This window comes from Tistrella mobilis (genome assembly GCF_041468085.1).
GTDB classification, from domain to species: Bacteria; Pseudomonadota; Alphaproteobacteria; order Tistrellales; family Tistrellaceae; genus Tistrella; species Tistrella mobilis_A.
This window is the reverse complement of record NZ_CP121017.1, coordinates 1,913,979-1,932,957: the sequence shown is the minus strand read 5'-3', so window position 1 is coordinate 1,932,957 and position 18,979 is coordinate 1,913,979. Positions and strand designations below refer to the sequence as shown.

General features: G+C 67.6%; 11 protein-coding genes. 3 read left to right on the top strand and 8 right to left on the bottom strand.

Features of this window, described 5'->3' with window-relative positions:
* Positions 1–257: 257 nt before the first annotated feature.
* Positions 258–10,025 (top strand): M10 family metallopeptidase C-terminal domain-containing protein, encoded by a 9,768-nt coding sequence (locus P7L68_RS14565; protein ID WP_372006346.1) that lies wholly within the window; start codon positions 258–260, stop codon positions 10,023–10,025.
* 82 nt (positions 10,026–10,107) lie between these two features.
* Here the strand turns inward: P7L68_RS14565 and P7L68_RS14560 are convergent, their stop codons facing one another.
* The 6 genes from P7L68_RS14560 to P7L68_RS14535 all read right to left on the bottom strand — a co-directional run bounded on the left by P7L68_RS14560 (position 10,108) and on the right by P7L68_RS14535 (position 15,162).
* Positions 10,108–12,315: a TonB-dependent receptor gene (locus tag P7L68_RS14560; protein WP_372006345.1), complete on the bottom strand. Its 2,208-nt coding sequence runs from the start codon at positions 12,313–12,315 to the stop codon at positions 10,108–10,110.
* Positions 12,316–12,499: 184 nt separating this feature from the next.
* Positions 12,500–12,682 carry a hypothetical protein gene (locus tag P7L68_RS14555; RefSeq protein WP_372006344.1) on the bottom strand — a complete coding sequence of 61 codons (183 nt, stop codon included), beginning with the start codon at positions 12,680–12,682 and terminating at the stop codon, positions 12,500–12,502.
* A gap of 141 nt (positions 12,683–12,823) precedes the next feature.
* Positions 12,824–14,329 carry a GDL motif peptide-associated radical SAM/SPASM maturase gene (locus P7L68_RS14550; RefSeq protein ID WP_372006343.1) on the bottom strand — a complete coding sequence of 502 codons (1,506 nt, stop codon included), beginning with the start codon at positions 14,327–14,329 and terminating at the stop codon, positions 12,824–12,826.
* Positions 14,330–14,485: 156 nt separating this feature from the next.
* The gene (locus P7L68_RS14545; RefSeq protein WP_372006342.1) at positions 14,486–14,689 is read right to left on the bottom strand and encodes a DUF1843 domain-containing protein; all 204 of its coding nucleotides are present in this window, start codon (positions 14,687–14,689) and stop codon (positions 14,486–14,488) included.
* A 23-nt stretch (positions 14,690–14,712) separates the two neighbouring features.
* Positions 14,713–14,928 carry a DUF1843 domain-containing protein gene (locus P7L68_RS14540; protein WP_372006341.1) on the bottom strand — a complete coding sequence of 72 codons (216 nt, stop codon included), beginning with the start codon at positions 14,926–14,928 and terminating at the stop codon, positions 14,713–14,715.
* Positions 14,929–14,976: 48 nt separating this feature from the next.
* The gene (locus P7L68_RS14535; protein ID WP_372006340.1) at positions 14,977–15,162 is read right to left on the bottom strand and encodes a DUF1843 domain-containing protein; all 186 of its coding nucleotides are present in this window, start codon (positions 15,160–15,162) and stop codon (positions 14,977–14,979) included.
* Positions 15,163–15,512: 350 nt separating this feature from the next.
* Here P7L68_RS14535 and P7L68_RS14530 point away from each other — a divergent pair, with 350 nt between their 5' ends.
* Both P7L68_RS14530 and P7L68_RS14525 read left to right on the top strand, forming a co-directional pair.
* Entirely contained in the window at positions 15,513–16,166 is a 654-nt protein-coding gene (locus tag P7L68_RS14530) for a TetR/AcrR family transcriptional regulator (protein ID WP_372006339.1), read from the top strand.
* Between the two features lie 5 nt (positions 16,167–16,171).
* Positions 16,172–17,140 (top strand): DMT family transporter, encoded by a 969-nt coding sequence (locus tag P7L68_RS14525; RefSeq protein WP_372006849.1) that lies wholly within the window; start codon positions 16,172–16,174, stop codon positions 17,138–17,140.
* Here P7L68_RS14525 and P7L68_RS14520 read toward each other — a convergent pair.
* Positions 17,091–17,435 carry a DUF3325 domain-containing protein gene (locus tag P7L68_RS14520; RefSeq protein WP_372006338.1) on the bottom strand — a complete coding sequence of 115 codons (345 nt, stop codon included), beginning with the start codon at positions 17,433–17,435 and terminating at the stop codon, positions 17,091–17,093. The genes P7L68_RS14525 and P7L68_RS14520 overlap by 50 nt on opposite strands.
* Entirely contained in the window at positions 17,432–18,964 is a 1,533-nt protein-coding gene (locus tag P7L68_RS14515; protein WP_372006337.1) for a PepSY-associated TM helix domain-containing protein, read from the bottom strand. Before P7L68_RS14515 ends, P7L68_RS14520 begins: the two co-directional genes overlap by 4 nt.
* Positions 18,965–18,979: the final 15 nt, after the last annotated feature.

Below are 18,979 nucleotides of genomic sequence, written 5' to 3'. Positions count from 1 at the left end.
GTTGTCATAAGCCGCGGGCCGTTTTCCTGTCTGCGCACGATCAGAGCCGTGCATGCGAGCTGTCGCATCTTATCCCGCGCAAAAAGTTCATTAAGTCATCGTTAACCATGACATGGTCACCTGTTTGATGTGTCAGGGCATTTTGAGTACCTTTGATATTAATTTAAAATTGCCTGCTTTCCTTGTGGTTGACTAACTATCCAGGCACATATCAACATACCCGCATCATGTGACCCCCCAGGCGAGGGAACCGCGGCATGGCGACCTACACCGGCACCGATGCGAACAACATCATCAACGGCACGTCCGGCGACGACACCCTTCTGGGCCTGGGTGGCGACGACACGCTCAGGGGCCGTGCGGGTAACGACATCATCGATGGTGGTGCGGGCGATGATCGCCTCCTCGGGGAAGCCGGGGATGATACGATTTACGGCGGCGACGGGGACGACGAGATCGATGGGGAAGCCGGGAACGATACGATTTACGGCGGCGACGGCGCCGATGCCATCAGCGCCGGAGACGGCAACGACACCGTCTACGGCGACCAGGGTGACGACAGCATCCTCGGCGGCGAAGGCGACGACATCATCGATGCCGGCGCGGGTGCAGATTTCCTTGAAGGCGGCCTGGGCAACGATACCCTCACCGGCGGCGCCGGTGCGGATCTGATTGCCGGCGGCGAGCTGGCCCTGCCCGCCGACACCACCGATCTCTACGACCCTGCCGAGGATGCCGACACGGCCTCTTACGCCGGCTCGGCAGCGGGGGTGACGGTCGATCTGGCCAACCGCCAGGCGATCGAGGGCAGCTGGGCCGGCTTTGCCGGCGGCGCGACGGTCACCGTCGCCGATGCCGTCATCGGTGCGGGGGGCGATGCCGAAGGTGACGTGCTGGTCGGTATCGAAAACCTGGAAGGCTCCGCCCATGACGACGTGCTCGGTGGCGCTGACGGCGTCAACACGCTCTCGGGCGGCGCCGGCGACGACCTGCTGCGCGGCGGCCTCGGCGCCGATACGCTCGACGGCGGCGACGGTATCGATACCGCCAGCTATGCCGGTCGCACCACCTCGGTCACGGCGGATCTCGCGACCGGTCTCAACACCGATGACGATGTGTTCATCGGCATCGAAAACCTGACCGGTGGCGGCGGCAACGATGTCCTGACCGGCGATGACGGCGTCAACACGCTTGCGGGCGGCGACGGCAACGACGTGCTGCGCGGTGGCCTGGGTGCCGATACGTTCGAAGGCGGCGACGGTACCGATACCGCCGATTACGGCGAGCGCACCACCACAGTTGTCGCCAACCTCGCGACCGGTACGGCCCCCGACGGCGACAGCTTCAGCAGCATCGAAAACCTGACCGGCGGCAGCGGCGACGACAGCCTGACCGGCGATGACGGCGCCAACACGCTCTCAGGCGGCGACGGCGACGACGTGCTGCGCGGCGGCCTGGGTGCCGATGCGCTTGCGGGTGGCGCCGGCACCGACACCGCCGATTATGGCGACCGCACCACCACCGTCATTGCAGATCTCGCGACCGGCACGGCCCCCGACGGCGACAGCTTCAGCAGCATCGAAAACCTGACCGGCGGCAGCGGCAACGACCAGCTCGGCGGCGATGACGGCGACAACGTCCTCACGGGCGGCGCGGGCGACGACCTTCTGCGCGGCGGCCTGGGCGCCGATACCCTCATCGGCGGGGACGGCACCGACACCGCCAGCTATGCCGACAGCACCACCAACATCACCGCCGACCTCACCCAGGGCACCGCCACGGGTGGCGACAGCCTGACCGGTATCGAGAACCTCACCGGCGGCAGCGGCGCCGACATCCTGATCGGCGATGACGGCGTCAACACGCTTGCGGGCGGCGACGGCAACGACCTGCTCCGCGGCGGCCTCGGTGCCGACACGCTCGATGGCGGGGCGGGTCTCGACATCGCCAGCTATGCCGACCGCAGCGAGGGGATCGAAGCCACGCTCGGCGGCACCGTTCCCGACGGCGACACCCTGATCTCGATCGAAGGCCTGGAAGGCGGCGCGGGCAATGACCGCCTGACCGGCAGCGACACTGACGACATCCTGATCGGCGGCGCCGGCGACGACATTCTCGACGGCGGCTTTGGCGCGGACGAGCTGGCGGGCGGCGACGGTTTCGACATGGTCAGCTATGCCGACCGCAGCGATGATCTGACCGTCGAACTGGATGGGGAGAACCCGGATGGCGATCTGCTGACCGGGATCGAGGGCGTCATCGGCGGGTCGGGGGCCGATACGCTCATCGGCGATACGGGCGACAACGGGCTCGAAGGCGGTGACGGCGACGACGGCCTGCATGGCGGCCTCGGCAACGACACGCTGGTGGGCGGCAGCGGCGACGACATTCTCCGCGGAGATGACGGCGACGACCTGCTCGACGGTGGCGAGGGTAACGACACGATCAGGGGAGGTACGGGCGCTGATCTGCTCAATGGTGGCGCCGGTGACGACGAACTGACCGGCGGCACCGGCGCGGACGTGCTGAATGGTGGCGATGGTATCGACACCGTCTTCTACGAGACCGCCGATGAAGCCGTCGCCGTCGACCTCATGGCCGGCGGCACTGCCGGCGAAGCGGCCGGCGACCAGTACGCGGCAATTGAACGGGTCATCGGTTCGGATTTCGACGACACGATTGCCGGAAGCGATCAGGCCGACACACTCGAGGGCGGGTTGGGTCGCGATACCCTGATCGGCCGCGATGGCGACGATATCCTGAAGGGCGGCGACGGCTCCGATACCCTCATGGGCGGCCGCGGCGCCGACCGGCTGGAAGGAGGCTCCGGATCCGACACCGCCAGCTATGCCGATGCGGCCGCGGGCATTTCCGTCAGCCTGGTGTCGGGTGGTATCGGCACGGCCGCCGATGACGAAGCGGTCGGCGACGTGCTTGTCGGCATCGAAAACCTCACCGGCAGCGCCCATGACGATCTGCTGATCGGCAATACCGGCAACAACCGCCTGACCGGCGGTGCCGGCGACGACCTGCTTCAGGGCGGGCTCGGCCGCGACACCCTGGATGGCGGCGACGGTATCGACCTGGCCGACTATGCCGATCGCACCGGCCCGGTCGTTGTGAACCTTGCCACCGGAGCCAATCCGGACAGCGACACATTCATCTCGATCGAAGGCGTGCGCGGCGGCAGCGGCAACGACACCCTCACCGGCGATGCCGGGGACAACCGGCTTGAAGGCGGCGATGGCGACGACATCCTGGCGGGCGGCGCCGGCGCCGACACCCTCGACGGCGGCGCGGGCATCGATACGGCCGATTACAGCGGCGAGACCAACAATCTCACCATCGATCTCGCCGATGGCACCGGGCCGGATGGCGATACGCTGATCGACATCGAGGCCGTCATCGCCGGCAGCGGCAATGACAGCCTGACCGGCGATGACCGGGACAACAGCCTGGCCGGCGGCGCCGGCAACGACACGCTGAACGGCGGTGCAGGCGCCGATACCCTCGATGGTGGCGATGGGCTCGACACGGTCAGCTATGACGGCCACGACAGCGGCGTCGAGGTCGATCTCGGAACCGGCGCCAATTCCGATGGCGACACGCTGATCTCGATCGAGAATCTGACCGGCACCGCCTATGACGACATCCTCACCGGCTCGGCCGGGGCCAATGTCATCCGCGGTCTGGGCGGCAACGATCTGCTGGCCGGCGGCGCGGGCGACGACACCCTCGACGGCGGCGACGGCATCGATACCGCCAGCTATGCCGCTGCGGCGGCTGCGGTGACCGCGAACCTCTCAACCGGCACCGCCACCAGCGGCACCGACCAGGACACGCTGATCGCGATCGAAAACCTCGTCGGCTCCGATTTCGACGACAGCCTGACCGGCGATGCCGGCGATAACGGCTTCACCGGCGGCCTGGGCAATGACAGCATCGATGGCGGCGACGGCACCGACACCGTCAGCTATGCCACCGCCACCGCGGCGGTCGCCGTCGACCTCGCCGCCGGCAGTGCGGGTGACGGCAGCGGCGGAACCGACAGCCTGACCGCGATCGAAAACGTCATCGGCTCCGATTTCGACGACCTTCTGGCCGGCGATGGCGGTGCGAACCGGCTCGACGGCGGCGACGGCACTGACACCGTCAGCTACGCCGCAGCCGCCACCGCGGTGACGGTCGATCTGGCCGCCGGGACCGCAACCGGCGACGGCGCCGACATGCTGACCTCGATCGAAAACGTCACCGGCTCCGCCTTCGACGACACGCTCGGCGGGACGGCCGGCGACAACATCCTCGACGGCGGCCAGGGCCTCGACACGGTCAGCTATGCCGCCGCGGCCGCTGCGGTGACGGTCGATCTGGCCGCGGGGACGGCAACCGGCGACGGCACCGATACGCTGATCGCGATCGAAAACGTCATCGGCTCGGCCTTCGACGACATGCTCAGCGGCGATGCCGGGAACAACGTGCTCGACGGCGGCGACGGCAGCGACACCGTCAGCTACGCTGGCGCGACCGGCGCCGTCATGGCGGATCTCGGCACGGGGAGCGTCACCGGTGCCGACGGCACCGACAGCCTGACCGGGATCGAGAACCTCATCGGTTCCGCCTTCGACGATACGCTTGCCGGCGACGCGGGCGCCAACACCCTGGATGGCGGCGACGGCAGCGACACCGTCAGCTATGCAGCCGCTGCCGCGGCTGTCTCGGTCAGCCTGGCCGCGGGCACGGCAACCGGCGACGGCACCGACACGCTGATCGCCATCGAAAACGCCACCGGCTCGGCCTTCGACGACACGCTCGGCGGCACCGCCGGCGACAACATCCTCGACGGCGGCGCCGGCACCGACACCGTCAGCTATGCCGATGCCGCGGGCGTCGTGACCGTGGATCTGGAGGCGGGCGAAGCCTCCGGCGACGGCGCCGACACGCTGATCTCGATCGAAAACGTCACCGGCTCGGCCTTCGACGACACGCTCAGCGGCACGGCCGGCGTCAATGTCATCGACGGCGGTGCAGGCTTCGACACGGTCAGCTATGCCGCCGCCTCGGCCGATATGCGCATCGACCTCACCACCGGCCAGGCCGGTGCCGGCAATTTCGCCGGCTTCACCGCCGGCGCGCCGATTGATCAGCTCTCCAATGTCGAGGCGGTGATCGGCAGCGCGCAGAACGACGTCATCCTGGCCATCGACGGCGCCCGGCTCGACGGCGGCGATGGTGACGACCTGCTGATCGATGCCGCCGGCAGCGAGACCTTCATCGGCGGCGCGGGCATCGACGGGGTCTATTACCGCGACACCGCCACCGGCATCGCGGTCGATCTGGCCACGGGCAGCGGCACCGCCGGCACGGCGACCGGCGACAGCTACAGCTCGATCGAGAACGTCTACGGCAGCAGCTTCGACGACGTCATCATCGGTGATGACGCGGCCAACCTTCTGGCCGGCTACGACGGCGAGGACGATCTTCGGGGCGGGCTCGGCGACGACACCCTCTATGGCGGCGCGGGCGCCGACCGGATCGACGGTGGCGACGGCATCGACACCTTCATGGCGACCGATGCACAGAGCTTCATGACCATCAACCTGGCCGGCGGCACCACCTCGGATCAGGACCAGCTGATCTCGATCGAGAACGCCACCGGCACGGCCTTCGACGACGTGATCATCGGCACCGACGGCGAGAACCGCCTGAGCGGCAGCAGCGGCGACGACCGGTTGATCGGCGGTCTGGGGGAAGATGTTCTGATCGGCGGTGACGGCTTCGATTATGCGAGCTACGAGGATCGCACCGCAGGAATCACGGTCAATCTCGGTGCCACGGAAGGCAATGAAGACCGCTTCTCCTCGATCGAAGGTCTGATCGGCGGCAGTGGCGACGACGTGCTGAACGGCACCAGCATCGCCAACATCTTCGAGGGCGGCGACGGCGACGACCGTCTGGCCGGCGCCGATGGTGACGACATCCTGCGCGGCGGCGCCGGAGACGACCTGCTGCGCGGCGGCAACGGCGCCGACCGCCTGGAAGGCGGCGCCGGCAGCGACACCGCCAGCTATATCGAACAGACCACCGGTCTCACCATCGACCTGGCCGCGGGCAGCAGCAGCGAGGGCGACCAGCTGATCGATATCGAGAACGCGATCGGCGGCCAGGGTGACGACATCATCGTCAGCGGCGCCGGCGGCAGTCTCATCGACGGCCACACCGGCACCGACACCGTCAGCTACCAGGCCTTCACCACCGACCTTACCGTCACGCTGGGCGGCACCAACAGCGTCGGCGATACCCTGACCTCGATCGAGAACCTGATCGGCGGCAGCGGCAACGACATCCTGACCGGCGATGCCGGCGACAACAGCCTCGCTGGCGGCCTGGGCGACGACAGCCTGGCCGGCGGCACCGGCAACGACGCGCTCGACGGCGGCGACGGCATCGACACCGCCAGCTATGCCGGCGCCGCAGCCGCCGTGGTCGCCGACCTCACCACCGGCACCGCAACCATCGACACCGAACAGGATACGCTGACCTCGATCGAAAACCTGATCGGCACCGATTTCGACGACACGCTGGCCGGCGATGCCCAGGCAAACAGTCTGACCGGCGGGGCCGGCAATGACGTGCTTGCGGGCGGCGCGGGCGACGATATCCTCGACGGCGGCGACGGCACCGACACCGTCAGCTATGCCGCCGCCGCCGCCGCCGTGACCGTGAACCTGCAGGAGGGTGAAGCCTCCGGTGAGGGCATCGATACGCTGATCTCGATCGAGGACGTCACCGGCTCGGCCTTCAACGACACGCTCGCCGGCAGCGATGGCGTTAATATCCTCGACGGCGGTGCGGGTGACGACACCATCTTCCGCAGCGATGGTGCCGACGTCATTGATGGTGGGGATGGGTTCGACACGCTGAACTATGCAGATGCGGCGACCTATACCTGGTTCGACATGGTGAACGGAACCGTGGGTTACGGCACCGGATGGACCGGCGAATACACAAGTGTCGATATCGATCAGGTCTCCGGCATAGAACAGTACATTGGCGGCAATTTTGCCGATCAGGTTAACGCCTCGGATCAAGGCATTATATTCTATGGCGGCTCCGGCGTTGACTATTTGGTTGGTGGTTCCGGTATTGACATTTTCTATGGTGGCGCCGACCGGGATGTCGTCCGATATGATCACAGTAGTATTGGAATTTATATTGACCTCGGCGCCGGGACTGGCTCCGGCGGCTATGCGGAGGGCGACCGGTACTTTGACGTTGATACCGCCATCGGAAGCCAGGCGGGCGATCATCTGAAGGGCAGTGGCGGTAACGATGTCCTCAACGGATGGGAGGGTGATGACGTCATCGAGGCCGGAGATGGCGACGATTTGGTGAACGGCTATCTGGGCATCGATATCATCGATGGTGGCATCGGCAATGATAGCGTCTGGTTTGGAGATACGCCTGTCGCCGTGATTGCGGACCTCACAGCCGGTACTACAAATGAAGGCGACACATTGATCTCGATCGAGAATCTCCGTGGCTCAGGCCACGCAGATACGCTCCTCGGAGACGCCGGGGTCAACATCCTCACCGGTAACGCCGGCAACGACCTCCTCAACGGCCGCGGCGGCGCCGACACGCTGGATGGCGGGGCCGGCAGTGATACCGCCAGCTATGCCGACAGCGCGATCGGCGTCACCATCGATATCGGCGGGGAGAATTCCGAGGGCGACACGCTGATCTCGATCGAGAACCTCACCGGCTCCGCCTTCGACGACACCTTGAGCGGCGACCAGTTCACCAACACGCTCGACGGCGGCGCCGGCGACGACGTGCTGGCCGGCGGCGACGGCAACGACACGCTGATCGGCGGTGACGGCGACGACCTGCTCCGCGGCGGCAACGGCGCCGACATCCTGACCGGCGGCGCCGGGATCGACACCGCCAGCTATGCCGGCACCTGGGGCAGCGACATCACCGCCAATCTCGCCACCGGTGAGAACAGTCAGAACGACGTGTTGAGCGGCATCGAAAATCTCATCGGCGGCCAGGGCGACGACACCCTCACCGGCGACGACCAGAACAACCGCCTGGAAGGTGGCGACGGCGCCGACACGCTCAGCGGCGGCGCGGGCGACGACGTTCTGGCCGGCGGGGCCGGCGCCGACCACATGGATGGCGGCGACGGCTTCGACATCGGCGACTGGAGCATCACCACCACCAACGCCACCTTCGATCTCGCCCAAGGCACCAGCAGCGGCAGCGACGTGCTGATCTCGATCGAAGGCGTCATCGGCGGCAGCGGCAACGACACGATCATCGGCGATGCCGGAAACAACCTGCTGATCGGCGGCGCCGGCGGCGACGACATCACCGGCGGCGCCGGGGATGACGAGTTGCAGGGCGGGCTGGGCGACGACGACCTCGACGGCGGCGACGGCACCGACACCGTCAGCTATGCCGCCGCGGCGGCGGGCGTCACCGTGGATCTGGGGGCAGGCACCGCCACCGGTGAAGGGGCGGACACGCTGGTGTCGGTGGAGAATGTCGTCGGGTCGGCGTTTGACGACAGCCTGACCGGTGACGATGGGGCGAATGTCATCGACGGTGGGGCTGGGGACGACGTCATCTTCCGGAGTGATGGTGCTGATATCATTGATGGTGGGGATGGGTTTGATACGCTGAATTATGCCGATGCGGTGACCAATACCTGGTTCGACATGGTGAACGGAACCGTGGGTTACGGCACCGGATGGACCGGCGAATACACAAGTGTCGATATCGATCGGGTCTCCGGCATAGAACAGTACATTGGCGGCAATTTTGCCGATCAGGTAAACGCCTCGGATCAAGGCATAATCTTTTACGGTGGCGCTGGCATTGACCGCTTGGCCGCTGGCTCCGGCATCGACATCTTCTATGGTGGCGCAGATCGGGATGTGGTCGGGTATAATCATACCAGTATCGGGATTTATATTGATCTCGACGCCGGAACAGGGTCCGGTGGCTACGCTGAGGGTGATCGATATTTTGATGTCGATACTGTCGTCGGAAGCCAGGCGAGCGATCATCTGAAGGGAAGCAGCGGCAACGATGTTCTTAATGGCTGGGAGGGCAATGACATCATTAAGGCTGGCGATGGTGATGACGCGGTTAGCGGCCATCTAGGCATTGACATCGTCGATGGTGGCGATGGAAATGACACCCTGTGGTCTGGAGATTCGTTCTTGGCCCTTATAGCTGATCTCGCCGCCAGCACCACAGGTGATGGCGACACATTGATCTCGATTGAAAATCTCCAGGGCTCTCGTGTAGCTGACACGCTACTCGGCGATGCTGAAACTAATATTCTCCTCGGTCACGACGGCAACGACCTCCTCAACGGCCGCGGCGGCGCCGACACCCTCGACGGCGGCGCTGGCATCGACACCGCCAGCTATGACGACTTCACCACCGCCCTCACCATCACCATCGGTGGCTATAACTCCGATGGCGACACGCTGATTTCGATCGAAAATCTGATCGGCGGCAGTGCCGGCGACGCCCTCACCGGCAGCACCGCCGCCAATCAGATCGAAGGGCGGGACGGCGATGACGTGATCGACGGTGGCAGCGGCAACGATACCCTGCTGGGCGGCGCCGGTGACGACGTGCTGATCGGCAATACCGGCCGCGACATCATGACCGGCGGCGATGGTGCCGACCGGTTCGTGTTCCAGGCGCTGTCGGACAGCAGCATCGGCACCACCACTCGTGATCGGATCATGGATCTCGATATCGCGGCCGGCGACCGGATCGATCTCTCCACCCTCGATATCGATCCGTCGACCACGGTGCGCGAAGGGCTGACCTATATCGGCACCGCCGCCTATAGCGGGACGGCCGGCGAGGTGCGCATCGCGGCCTCGGCCAATGCCGGTTACACCGCGGTCGCAATCGACAGCGACGGCGACGGTGTCAGCAACTTCATCATCGAAGTCGCCCTGCCCGTGGCCGATTTCACCGCCGACGCCTTCCTGCTCTGACCATCAGACAGCCTCACAAGACAATGGCGGCGGAGGTTACCCTCCGCCGCTTTTGTCTTGTCGTCCGGATGTCGAGCCGGGTTCAGAAGCGCAGCGTCGCAAAGGCCCGCACGGCGCGGCCCGGGGCCAGGACCTCGTCCTTCTTGAACGACACCGCGTTGCGGATGTCCTCGTCCAGCAGGTTGGTGCCCTTCACCCCGAAGGTGACGAAGGTCGGCACGCCGCCGCTGGTGAAGGCGGTGGTCCAGGTGATCTCGGCATCGACCAGGTCATAGCCGTCGGTTTCGGTCTCGTTGAGCCCGGTGCGGGTCTGATCGAAGGCGTGCAGCACGCCCACCCGCGCCCACCAGGCATCATCGGCCCACCAGATGCCGGCACCCAGGCGCTCGGGCGGCAGGCGCGGCACGTTGTCGCCGCCGCTGAATTCGGCGCGCACACTGTCGAAACGACCGTCCAGGCCCAGCATGCCGCCGGCCAGCGGCGCCACGTCCAGCTGCCCCTTCAGCTCGGCGCCATAGAACACGGCGTCGCGCTGGTCATAGGCCACCTGGTCGAATTCGCCATCGCTGCCCCCGCAGGAGGCGAAATCCTCGTCGCAGGTCACCCCCGTCAACCGCTTGTAGATGAAGCCGTCGAAGCGGGTATAGAAGGCCGAGGCATCGAAGCGGGCCCCGCCGGTCGCCCGGCCGATGCCGATCTCGAAGGTGGTCGCCCGCTCCTTGTCGAGATTGGGGTCGCCGATCTCGAAGGTGCCCGAGGCATGATGCGAGCCCTTGGAGAACAGCTCGGTCGCCGTCGGTGCCCGTTCGACATATTGCGCCGTCGCCCGCGCGACGATGCCGCCGCCCAGCTCCTGCAACGCGCCCAGGCTGGCACTGCCGGCCAGGAAGTCGAGATCATGATCGCGCAGGGCCGGCTCGTCGGCGCCGGGCAGCAGATCGGCCGGGAAATCGGCGCCGGTGCCCTTGACCCGCACCTGTTCCAGGCGGCCGGCGGCCTGAAGCCTCAGCCCGCCATCCAGCTGCAGTTCTTCGAACACGAAGCCCGCCACCGCCGTGGTCTCGGCCGGCAGCAGCAGCTCCCCCGCCTCGCCGGTGGTGGAGAGCTTCTGATGGTTGAGCTGCAGGCCGAAAGCACCGTTCAAGGCGCCGAGGCCGGTATCGATCTGCACATGCTCGGCCTCGATCCGCGCTTCCTGGTCGCGGCTGGCATAGCTGCCATGGACGCCCAGGCCCTCGGCCTCCTCATGGTCGTGATCGTGATCGTGATCATGGTCGTGATCGTCGTCATGGTCATGGTCATGATCATCGTCATGCTCGTGCTCATGCGGCAGGGCGATCTCGTCATGATCATAGCGCGACAGGCCAACCTGGCCGCGCACCGCCTTCAGAAAGCCGGTTGCGGGCCGGTATTCGCCCAGCGCCCGCCACTTGATCTGCTCCATGTCGATCCGGGTCTGAAGCTCGGCCTCCTCGCCGCCCGGAATTTCGTAGACGCTGCCATAGCGGGTCAGCGAGGTGCCGATATGGCCCTGCTCGAAAAACACCGTGGCCCCGATCGACTGGCCATCGGCTTCCACTCCGCTATTGGGCTGGGCGCCGTCGGGGGTGTCGTAATCGTTGGATTTGCGTGCGAAGGCATCGGCATGCAGCGCCACCGATCCGCTGCGGGTGGTCACCGATGCCCCGCCATCGACCCCGCCGCCGATCGATCCGGCGCCGGCCTGGATGCGGCCGCGGGTGATGCCGGGGGCGATGTCGACCGGGATGCGGTCGTTCGACACGTCGACGACACCGCCGATGGCGGTCGAGCCCCAGCGCAGCGTGCCGGGCCCGCGGATCACCTCCACCCGTTCGGCCGACATCGGATCGATCGGCACGCCGTGGTCTTCACCCAGGGCAGAGACGTCATGGGCGCCGATGCCGTTTTCCTGGATCCGCACCCGCTCGTTGTCCAGGCCGCGGATCACCGGCCGGCTGGCACCGGGGGCGAAGCCGCTGGTGGTAAGGCCCGGCTCGCCGTCCAGCACATCGCCCAGCGTCTGGCCGCGGGACAGGTCCAGCTGGTCGCGATCGACGATGGTGGTGGCGATGAAGCCGCCGGTGGTCACCGGCGACAGCCCCGGCAGGCCGTCATCGGGTGTGCCCTCGCGGGAAATGGGGCTGGCTGCCCCCACCACCAGGTTCGGCAGCACCGTGGCCTCTTCGGCCCCGGCTGCGGTGACCGCACCGAAGAGCGACCCCAGGGCGGTGGTGCAGAGCAGCACCGTCCGGCGCGCGGTTTCGATCATGACAACCCCGTTTGACGTTTATTAGAATGTTATAACGTATCTTTTTCTACGAAGACGCGTCCCTGAATGCAAGCCCGATCTGTCCCGCCCCATACCCTGCTCCGCCTCCGGCGGCAGGATGGCCGGGCCGGCGCAACGGAGCCGCCGCCCGCCCGGCGTGAATCAGGCATTTTTCATTTTACGGTCATTTAACTTCATCCGGCACATCTTCTGCCGATACTTTGTCATTCTCTCCAATGACAGCCGATGACAAGCCATGGCCAGGATCGCACGCCTCACCCTTCCCACCCTGCCCATTCTGGCACTGGCCCTGCTCATGCTGGCTCTGCTCGGCCTCGCCGCCTGTGCGCCGCATCATCACGGCCATGACGGTCCCGGCCAGCCTCCACACCAGGAGCAGAATTGCCGCCAGGGGCCGTGCCGGGACCAGAACCGGCAGCAGCCGGGTGGGGGACCGTCCGGGTCTCAGGGGCTCGCACCACGCTGATGGTCAGGGCGGCCGGGGCCTTCACACCCCTTGCGCCGCCTCGTCCAGCCGGGCGCGGATCCGGGCCGCCAGGGCCTGCACCCCGGCCAGACGGGTAGCATAGTCGCGGGCCGCGGCGGCAATGTCGGCGCCGCAATGCGGGCAGTCGGTCTCGTGCGGCCAGACATATTCGTGGCAGGATCGGCAGAGATCCAGATGCGGCGGAACGCGGCCATGGCCGCGGGTCCCCTGGCCGACATCGCCGACGTCATCGGGGGCAATATGCACCGGCCGGCCATCGGTGGCAGAGAAGGCCGGCAGGTGATCCTGCGGCAGGGCCGCCAGCTCCTCGGGCGGGATCGCCTCTTCGATCAGCGCGAATTCGCCGACCGCGAAGCTTTCGGGCCCCGCCTCGCGGATCTTCACCACCCGTTCGCGGCGGCCCTTCTTCGCCAGATCGCGCACCCGGTAATGGCAATAGGGGTTATTGCCCCGCCGGCCCAGCAGCGAATCCGAGGTCCAGGTGCAGCCGGCGCGGCAGACATCGGCGTAATAGCAGCTGCGGCAATAGCCCCAGAGATCCTTTTCCACCGATCGCGTGCGGCCGAAGGCCATGGCCTCCTGATTGCGCCAGATGTCGTCGAGCGTGAGATCGCGGATATTGCCGGCGGCATAGCCCGTCGTCGCCAGCGACGGGCAGCCCTTGATGGTGCCATCGGCCTCGATGCCGATCACGTTCTGGCCGGCCGCACAGCCCGTCCAGTGCACTGCTTCGTTGCCGAAACCGCGCCAGAGCGATTCATAGGGGCCGAAATAGCCGATATTGTTGCCGACCACCATGGTCAGCCCGCGCCGCGCCCCCTCGCGATACAGCCGGGCCAGAAGCGGCATCAGCTCGATCAGCCGATAGGGCTGCAGCAATATCTCGGGGTTGTCGACCGCATTGCCCATGGCGACGGTCATCTGGATCTGCCAATGGGTGGCGCCGGCCGCGATGATCCGGTCCATCAGCTCGGGCAGATCGGCCATGGTCTCGGCGCCGATCTGGGTGTTGACCGAAATGCTGAGCCCGGCCGCCTTCGCACGGGTCAGCGCCGACATCGCCTGATCGAAGGATCCCGGCACGCCGCGCAGCCGGTCGTGCAGCAGCGCCAGCCCGTCGATCGACACGCCGATGCCGTTGATACCGGCGGCGATCGCCGCCTCCAGCCGCCTGTCGGTCAGGTTGCGGCCGCCGGTCTGAATCAGGCACAGCATGCCATGGGCGCGCACGCGGGCCAGGATCTCCAGCCAGTCGCGGCGCAGATAGGCCTCGCCGCCGATCAGCGTCACCTCGCGCGTGCCCAGCCGGGCCATCTGGTCGACAAGATCCAGGCACTCGGCGGTGGAAAGCTCGCGGCTGCGGACATGGCCGGCGCGCGACCCGCAATGCTGGCACTTCAGATTGCAGGCCAGCGTGATCTCCCAGACCACATGGACGGGAACCAGATCGACGATGTCGTCAAGGCTGCGGGCACGCGGAACCGGGCGCGCGTCGGGGCGCGGCATCTCCGCGGGGATCGGGCCGTCCGGCATGGCTGGCACCTCTGATCACGAAGGGGCGGAAGATCATGAAGGGCGCGAAGGGGCGAAGGAGCGAATGGGCTCCCCGGCCGGCCGACGGGGCGCGCGCCGGCCGGGGAACGGCCGGGCCGATCCGGGGCCTCAGCCCCGCTTCAGCCCGGCAAGGGCGGCGCGGGCCATCGCGAGCGCGGCACGGATATCGCCCTGCTGGCGATTCTGCGCCTCGGCCGCCGCCAGCGTTGCGTTCAGCACCTCCAGATCGTTGCTGACGATCGCAGCACGCACACTGGGGCCATAGAGCGCACTCACCATCGCGGCAGCGCCCTCAGATGTCTTCTCGACCATGGCGTCTCTCCCGGCCGCGATGCTCAGCGTTCCAGCTTCGCGATCTCGGTCTTCAGCTGTTCGATCAGCGACGGCAGGTCGCCATAGGTCTCCAGATAAGCCTCTGCCTGACAGATCAGGCCATCCAGCTCGTCCATATCGTTACGCGCCACAGCGGCATGCAGGGTGGCGGCATAAAGCGGGATCATGTGCCCCTGCGGCGGCGCGGCATAAAGCGGGCGGATGACGGAATCACTCATCTCCGGTCTCCTCGACTGGGTCTGCGATCCGGGGATCGCGCGGCAACATCATTTCTTGGGCTTGCGGGCGGTCGCCAGATGGGCGCGGGCGGCCGAAACCGCCGAGCGGACATCCCCGTCCCGGGCATACAGTTCCTGCGCAAGCGACAGCGCCACCTTCAGCGCATCGACATTGCCGCTGGAAATCGCCGTCCTGATGGCGGCGCCGTAAGGCGTAATGGGTGGATGATACACTGTAACCTCCCTGCCGGTTAACGCAGGTCGGGCCGGGGCGTCCAGGGTTTCTGCCGGTCCCGCGTCGGGGGTTTCCCGCCCCCTGGCGGCGCCGCGGATCACGCCTCTGCCACCATGCGTATAAATATGTACGCACAGAAACGCGCTTAAAGCGAGTCGATTCCGACGCAAAACGCGCGGGTTGAGCCCCGCGAACCTTGCGGGGTTTTTTGCCTGTGCCCAGCGGGTCGCACAAGGGCCTGCGGGATCACTCTGCCGGAAAGGCGGGTGGCATTATCTTCGGTCGCGATCGGACACTGTCGGCGCTTGACGGGCACGACGGAAAGTAGGTAGATCGGTCTACCTACTTCATGAGGCCCCTGCCCGTGCCCCCTGCCGCCATGGATGACGAGACCGATCGCCCCGCGACCGCGCGCGACCGCCTGCTTCAGGCGGCGGCGGCGCTGTTCTATGACCATGGAATCGCCGGCACCGGCATCGATGCCATCGTGGCCCGGGCCGGGGTGGCGAAGAAGAGCCTCTACAACAACTTCGCCTCAAAGGCCGATCTGGTGAACCAGTATCTGGAGGCGCGCCATGCCGAATGGCTGGGGCTCTACACCCGGCGCGCCCGGGCAGCGGAGGCGCCGCTGGATCAGGTGCTTGCGGTCTTCGATGCCTATCGCGACCACGCCGAATTCGCCTATGAGCACGGCTTCCGCGGCTGCGGCCTGCTGAATGCCGCAGCCGAGCTTGCCGCCGGCGATATCGGCCGGCAGGCGGTGCGGCGGCACAAGGAAGAGGTCGAGGCCCTGCTGGCCGCTCCGCTGGTCGGGCTGGCCGGCGGCGATGCCGCACGGGCGGCGCGGCTGGCGAAGCAGCTGGCCTTTCTGCTGGAAGGGGCCATGGCCCGCGCCGGGCTGGAGGGCGAGAGCAGGCTGATGCTCGACGCACGGGCCATGGCGGAAGAGATGGTGAAAAACATGATGGCCGACGCAGGGGCCGGAGCAGGGTGCGGGGCGTGAACAAGGTGAACGACACATCACGCGACCAGGGGTTGGGCATCCTTGCGGTCTTGTTTGCCGCCCTGGTCTGGGGCACCACCGGCACGGCTGCAACCTTCGCACCCGAGGTCGGCGCCGCCGCGATCGGGGCGGCGGCGATGGGGCTGGGGGGGCTGCTTCAGGCCCTGCGTGCCGGGCGCGGCATATTGCGCGCCCTGCCCGATCTGGCCCGCAACCGTCGGCTGCTGATCCTGGGCGGGGTGGCGGTTGCGGTCTATCCGCTCGCCTTCTACGGCTCGATGCGGCTTGCCGGCGTCACCATCGGCACGGTGGTCACGATCGGCTCTGCCCCGCTGCTGTCGGCGCTGATCGAACGGATCTTCGACGGCACGCGCCTCTCCGCGCGCTGGCTGGCAGGTGCGCTCACCGGTGTGGCCGGCATCCTGCTGCTCTGCCTGGCGGAAGGAGGCGCCGGGCGCGGGGCCTCGGACACGGGCGATGCCGTGATCGCCGGCATCGGCCTCGGCCTGATCGGCGGTTTCACCTATGCGCTCTATTCCTGGACCGCCCGCGGGCTGATGCTGCGCGGCCTGCGCTCTTCGGTCGCCATGGGCGCCACCTTCGGCATCGGCGGGCTGCTGCTGATGCCGGTGCTGGCGATGACCGGCGCGCCCTTCCTCGCCTCCTGGGGCAATGCCGCAGTCGGGATCTATATGGCACTGGTGCCGATGTTCCTGGGCTATATCTGCTTCGGCCTGGGCCTGGCCCGCATCCCCGCCAGCATGGCGACCACCATTTCGCTGATCGAACCGGTGGTCGCCGCCATTCTGGCGATCCTGGTGGTGGGCGAAAGGCTGCCGCCGGCGGGCTGGGCGGGTGTGGGGCTGGTGATCGCCTGCCTCGCCATCGTCACCCTGCCCGCCCGGCGGCGGCAGGGGCAGCCGCTCAGAACAGCACGGCCGGCAGCCACATCGTCAGGGCCAGAACGGCCGTAAGCGCCGGCAGCCGGCGCGGTGCATAGGCCAGCCCCAGCACCAGCCCGCCGCCGGCCAGGCCGAGCACGCCCCACAGCGCGGCAAGCCCGATCGACCAGCCCCAGCCGGCCACCGCCGCCGCGGTTGCAAGGCCCAGCAATGCCCAGCCGGTGAGCATCGCCAGCCGCCGGCGCAGCACCGACGGCCTGCCGCCCAGAACCTGATCATGATGGCGGTCCATGGCGAGCGCCAGCCCCAGGAACCCCGCCCAGGCCAGGACGCAGGCCGGCCAGGTGAACATGGCGGCCGTCGTCATGCCCGCTCTCCCGTCGCCAGGGCCGCCCGGCGGCGCGCCGCGGGTTTGCCGGCGGGTGCCGGCCGCGACAGCCGCCGCGCGGCATGGGCAAGCCCCGCCGCGGTCGCGAGCGTCACCAGCGCGAAGCCGATCACCCGCGTGTCGCCGTCCAGAAGCCCCGAAAGCCCGGTCAGCGGCAGAACCGCCAGCAGCAGGGCCGCCACGCCCAGCTGTTCCACCCAGCCGCGGCGGACGGGGCGCACCACGGCATGCAGCGCGGTTGCCGCCCAGACCAGGAAGAAGATCCGGATTTCCCAGTCGGCACGACCGGCCAGACCTGCCGGCAACAGCCGGTTGGCCCAGAAATAGCCGGCGGTGGCCAGGCAGAGCCCGGCGATACCGGCCACGTTCAACCGCTCGACGATCCGGAAGCCGATCGACGGCCCGCCATTGCGGGCATGCTGCGCCGCGCGCTTCACCACCCAGAGCACCAGCCCCGACGCAACCATGATCGTGCCGGCGACCCCCGCCACGAAGAACAGCCAGCGCAGCCAGGGCTCGGCAAAGCGGGCGCGGTGCAGCACGTTGATCACAGTGTTGATCTCGGTCACCGTGCTCATTCCGGCCGAACCATCCACCGCCCGGATCTGCCGGCCGTCGGCGGCATCCAGAATCAGCCGGTCACCGGTGCGGCCTGCCGTGGGCAGGCTGGTTGCGTGCAGGGGCCGCAGCTCGATCTCCGCCCCCGGCCGGCCGGGCCGGGTGACGGTCACACTGCCGACCGGCCCGCCCCAGCGCGCCTCGGCGGCCGCGATCAACGGCGCCAGGGGCACCACCGGCAGGGCGGGCGACGCCGCTGCCGCGGCCCGCGCCTGCGGCCGCTCCCCGCCCCGCTCGCCACCGCCGCGCGGCCCGTCGAACAGGAAGGGCATCAGCGTGCCGGCCAGCAGCACCAGGCCGCTATAGGTGATCATCACATGGAAGGGCAGCGCCAGAACCGCGGTCGCGTTATGGGCGTCCAGCCACGACCGCTGCCCGGCCTTGTCGGGGCGGAAGGTGAAGATGTCCTTGAAGATCCGGCGATGGGTGATGATGCCGCTCAAAATCGCCACGAACATGAACATGGTGGCGATGCCCACGATCCACCGTGCCGTCTCCCGCGGCATGCCGTAGAGTTCGAAATGGAAGCGGTAGAGGAAATTACCCCCCGCCGTCTCACGCGGATGCAGCTCCGTGCCGGTCGCGGGGTCCAGCTCGGCACGGCGGAATCCGGCCCGGCCCTCCGGCGCCCCCGCGGGCCGCCAGGCCACACCCAGCACCGGCGAGCGTTCGTCCGGCAGGGTCAGCGTCCACATCTCCGCCCCCGGGGCATTGCTGCGCAGCCAGTCGAGCCCGCGATCGGCCGCCCCGGCCCCGGCCCGCAGCCCGTGCAGCTCGGGCTGCATCCAATGGGTGACCTCGTCGCGGAAGAAGGCGATCGTGCCGGTCAAGAAGATGGCGAAGAGCAGCCAGCCCGTCAGCAGCCCGGCCCATTCATGCAGCCACGCCATCGACTGTCGGAACCC

Bases quoted from the DNA above. Each gene is read 5' to 3' on its own strand.
- P7L68_RS14565 (WP_372006346.1), top strand. From the start codon at position 258: ATGGCGACCTACACCGGCACCGATGCGAACAACATCATCAACGGCACG.
- P7L68_RS14560 (WP_372006345.1), bottom strand. From the start codon at position 12,315: ATGATCGAAACCGCGCGCCGGACGGTGCTGCTCTGCACCACCGCCCTG.
- P7L68_RS14555 (WP_372006344.1), bottom strand. From the start codon at position 12,682: ATGGCCGTGATGATGCGGCGCACAGGCGGCGAGGCCGAGCAGAGCCAG.
- P7L68_RS14550 (WP_372006343.1), bottom strand. From the start codon at position 14,329: ATGCCGCGCCCCGACGCGCGCCCGGTTCCGCGTGCCCGCAGCCTTGAC.
- P7L68_RS14545 (WP_372006342.1), bottom strand. From the start codon at position 14,689: ATGGTCGAGAAGACATCTGAGGGCGCTGCCGCGATGGTGAGTGCGCTC.
- P7L68_RS14540 (WP_372006341.1), bottom strand. From the start codon at position 14,928: ATGAGTGATTCCGTCATCCGCCCGCTTTATGCCGCGCCGCCGCAGGGG.
- P7L68_RS14530 (WP_372006339.1), top strand. From the start codon at position 15,513: ATGAGGCCCCTGCCCGTGCCCCCTGCCGCCATGGATGACGAGACCGAT.
- P7L68_RS14520 (WP_372006338.1), bottom strand. From the start codon at position 17,435: ATGACGACGGCCGCCATGTTCACCTGGCCGGCCTGCGTCCTGGCCTGG.
- P7L68_RS14515 (WP_372006337.1), bottom strand. From the start codon at position 18,964: ATGGCGTGGCTGCATGAATGGGCCGGGCTGCTGACGGGCTGGCTGCTC.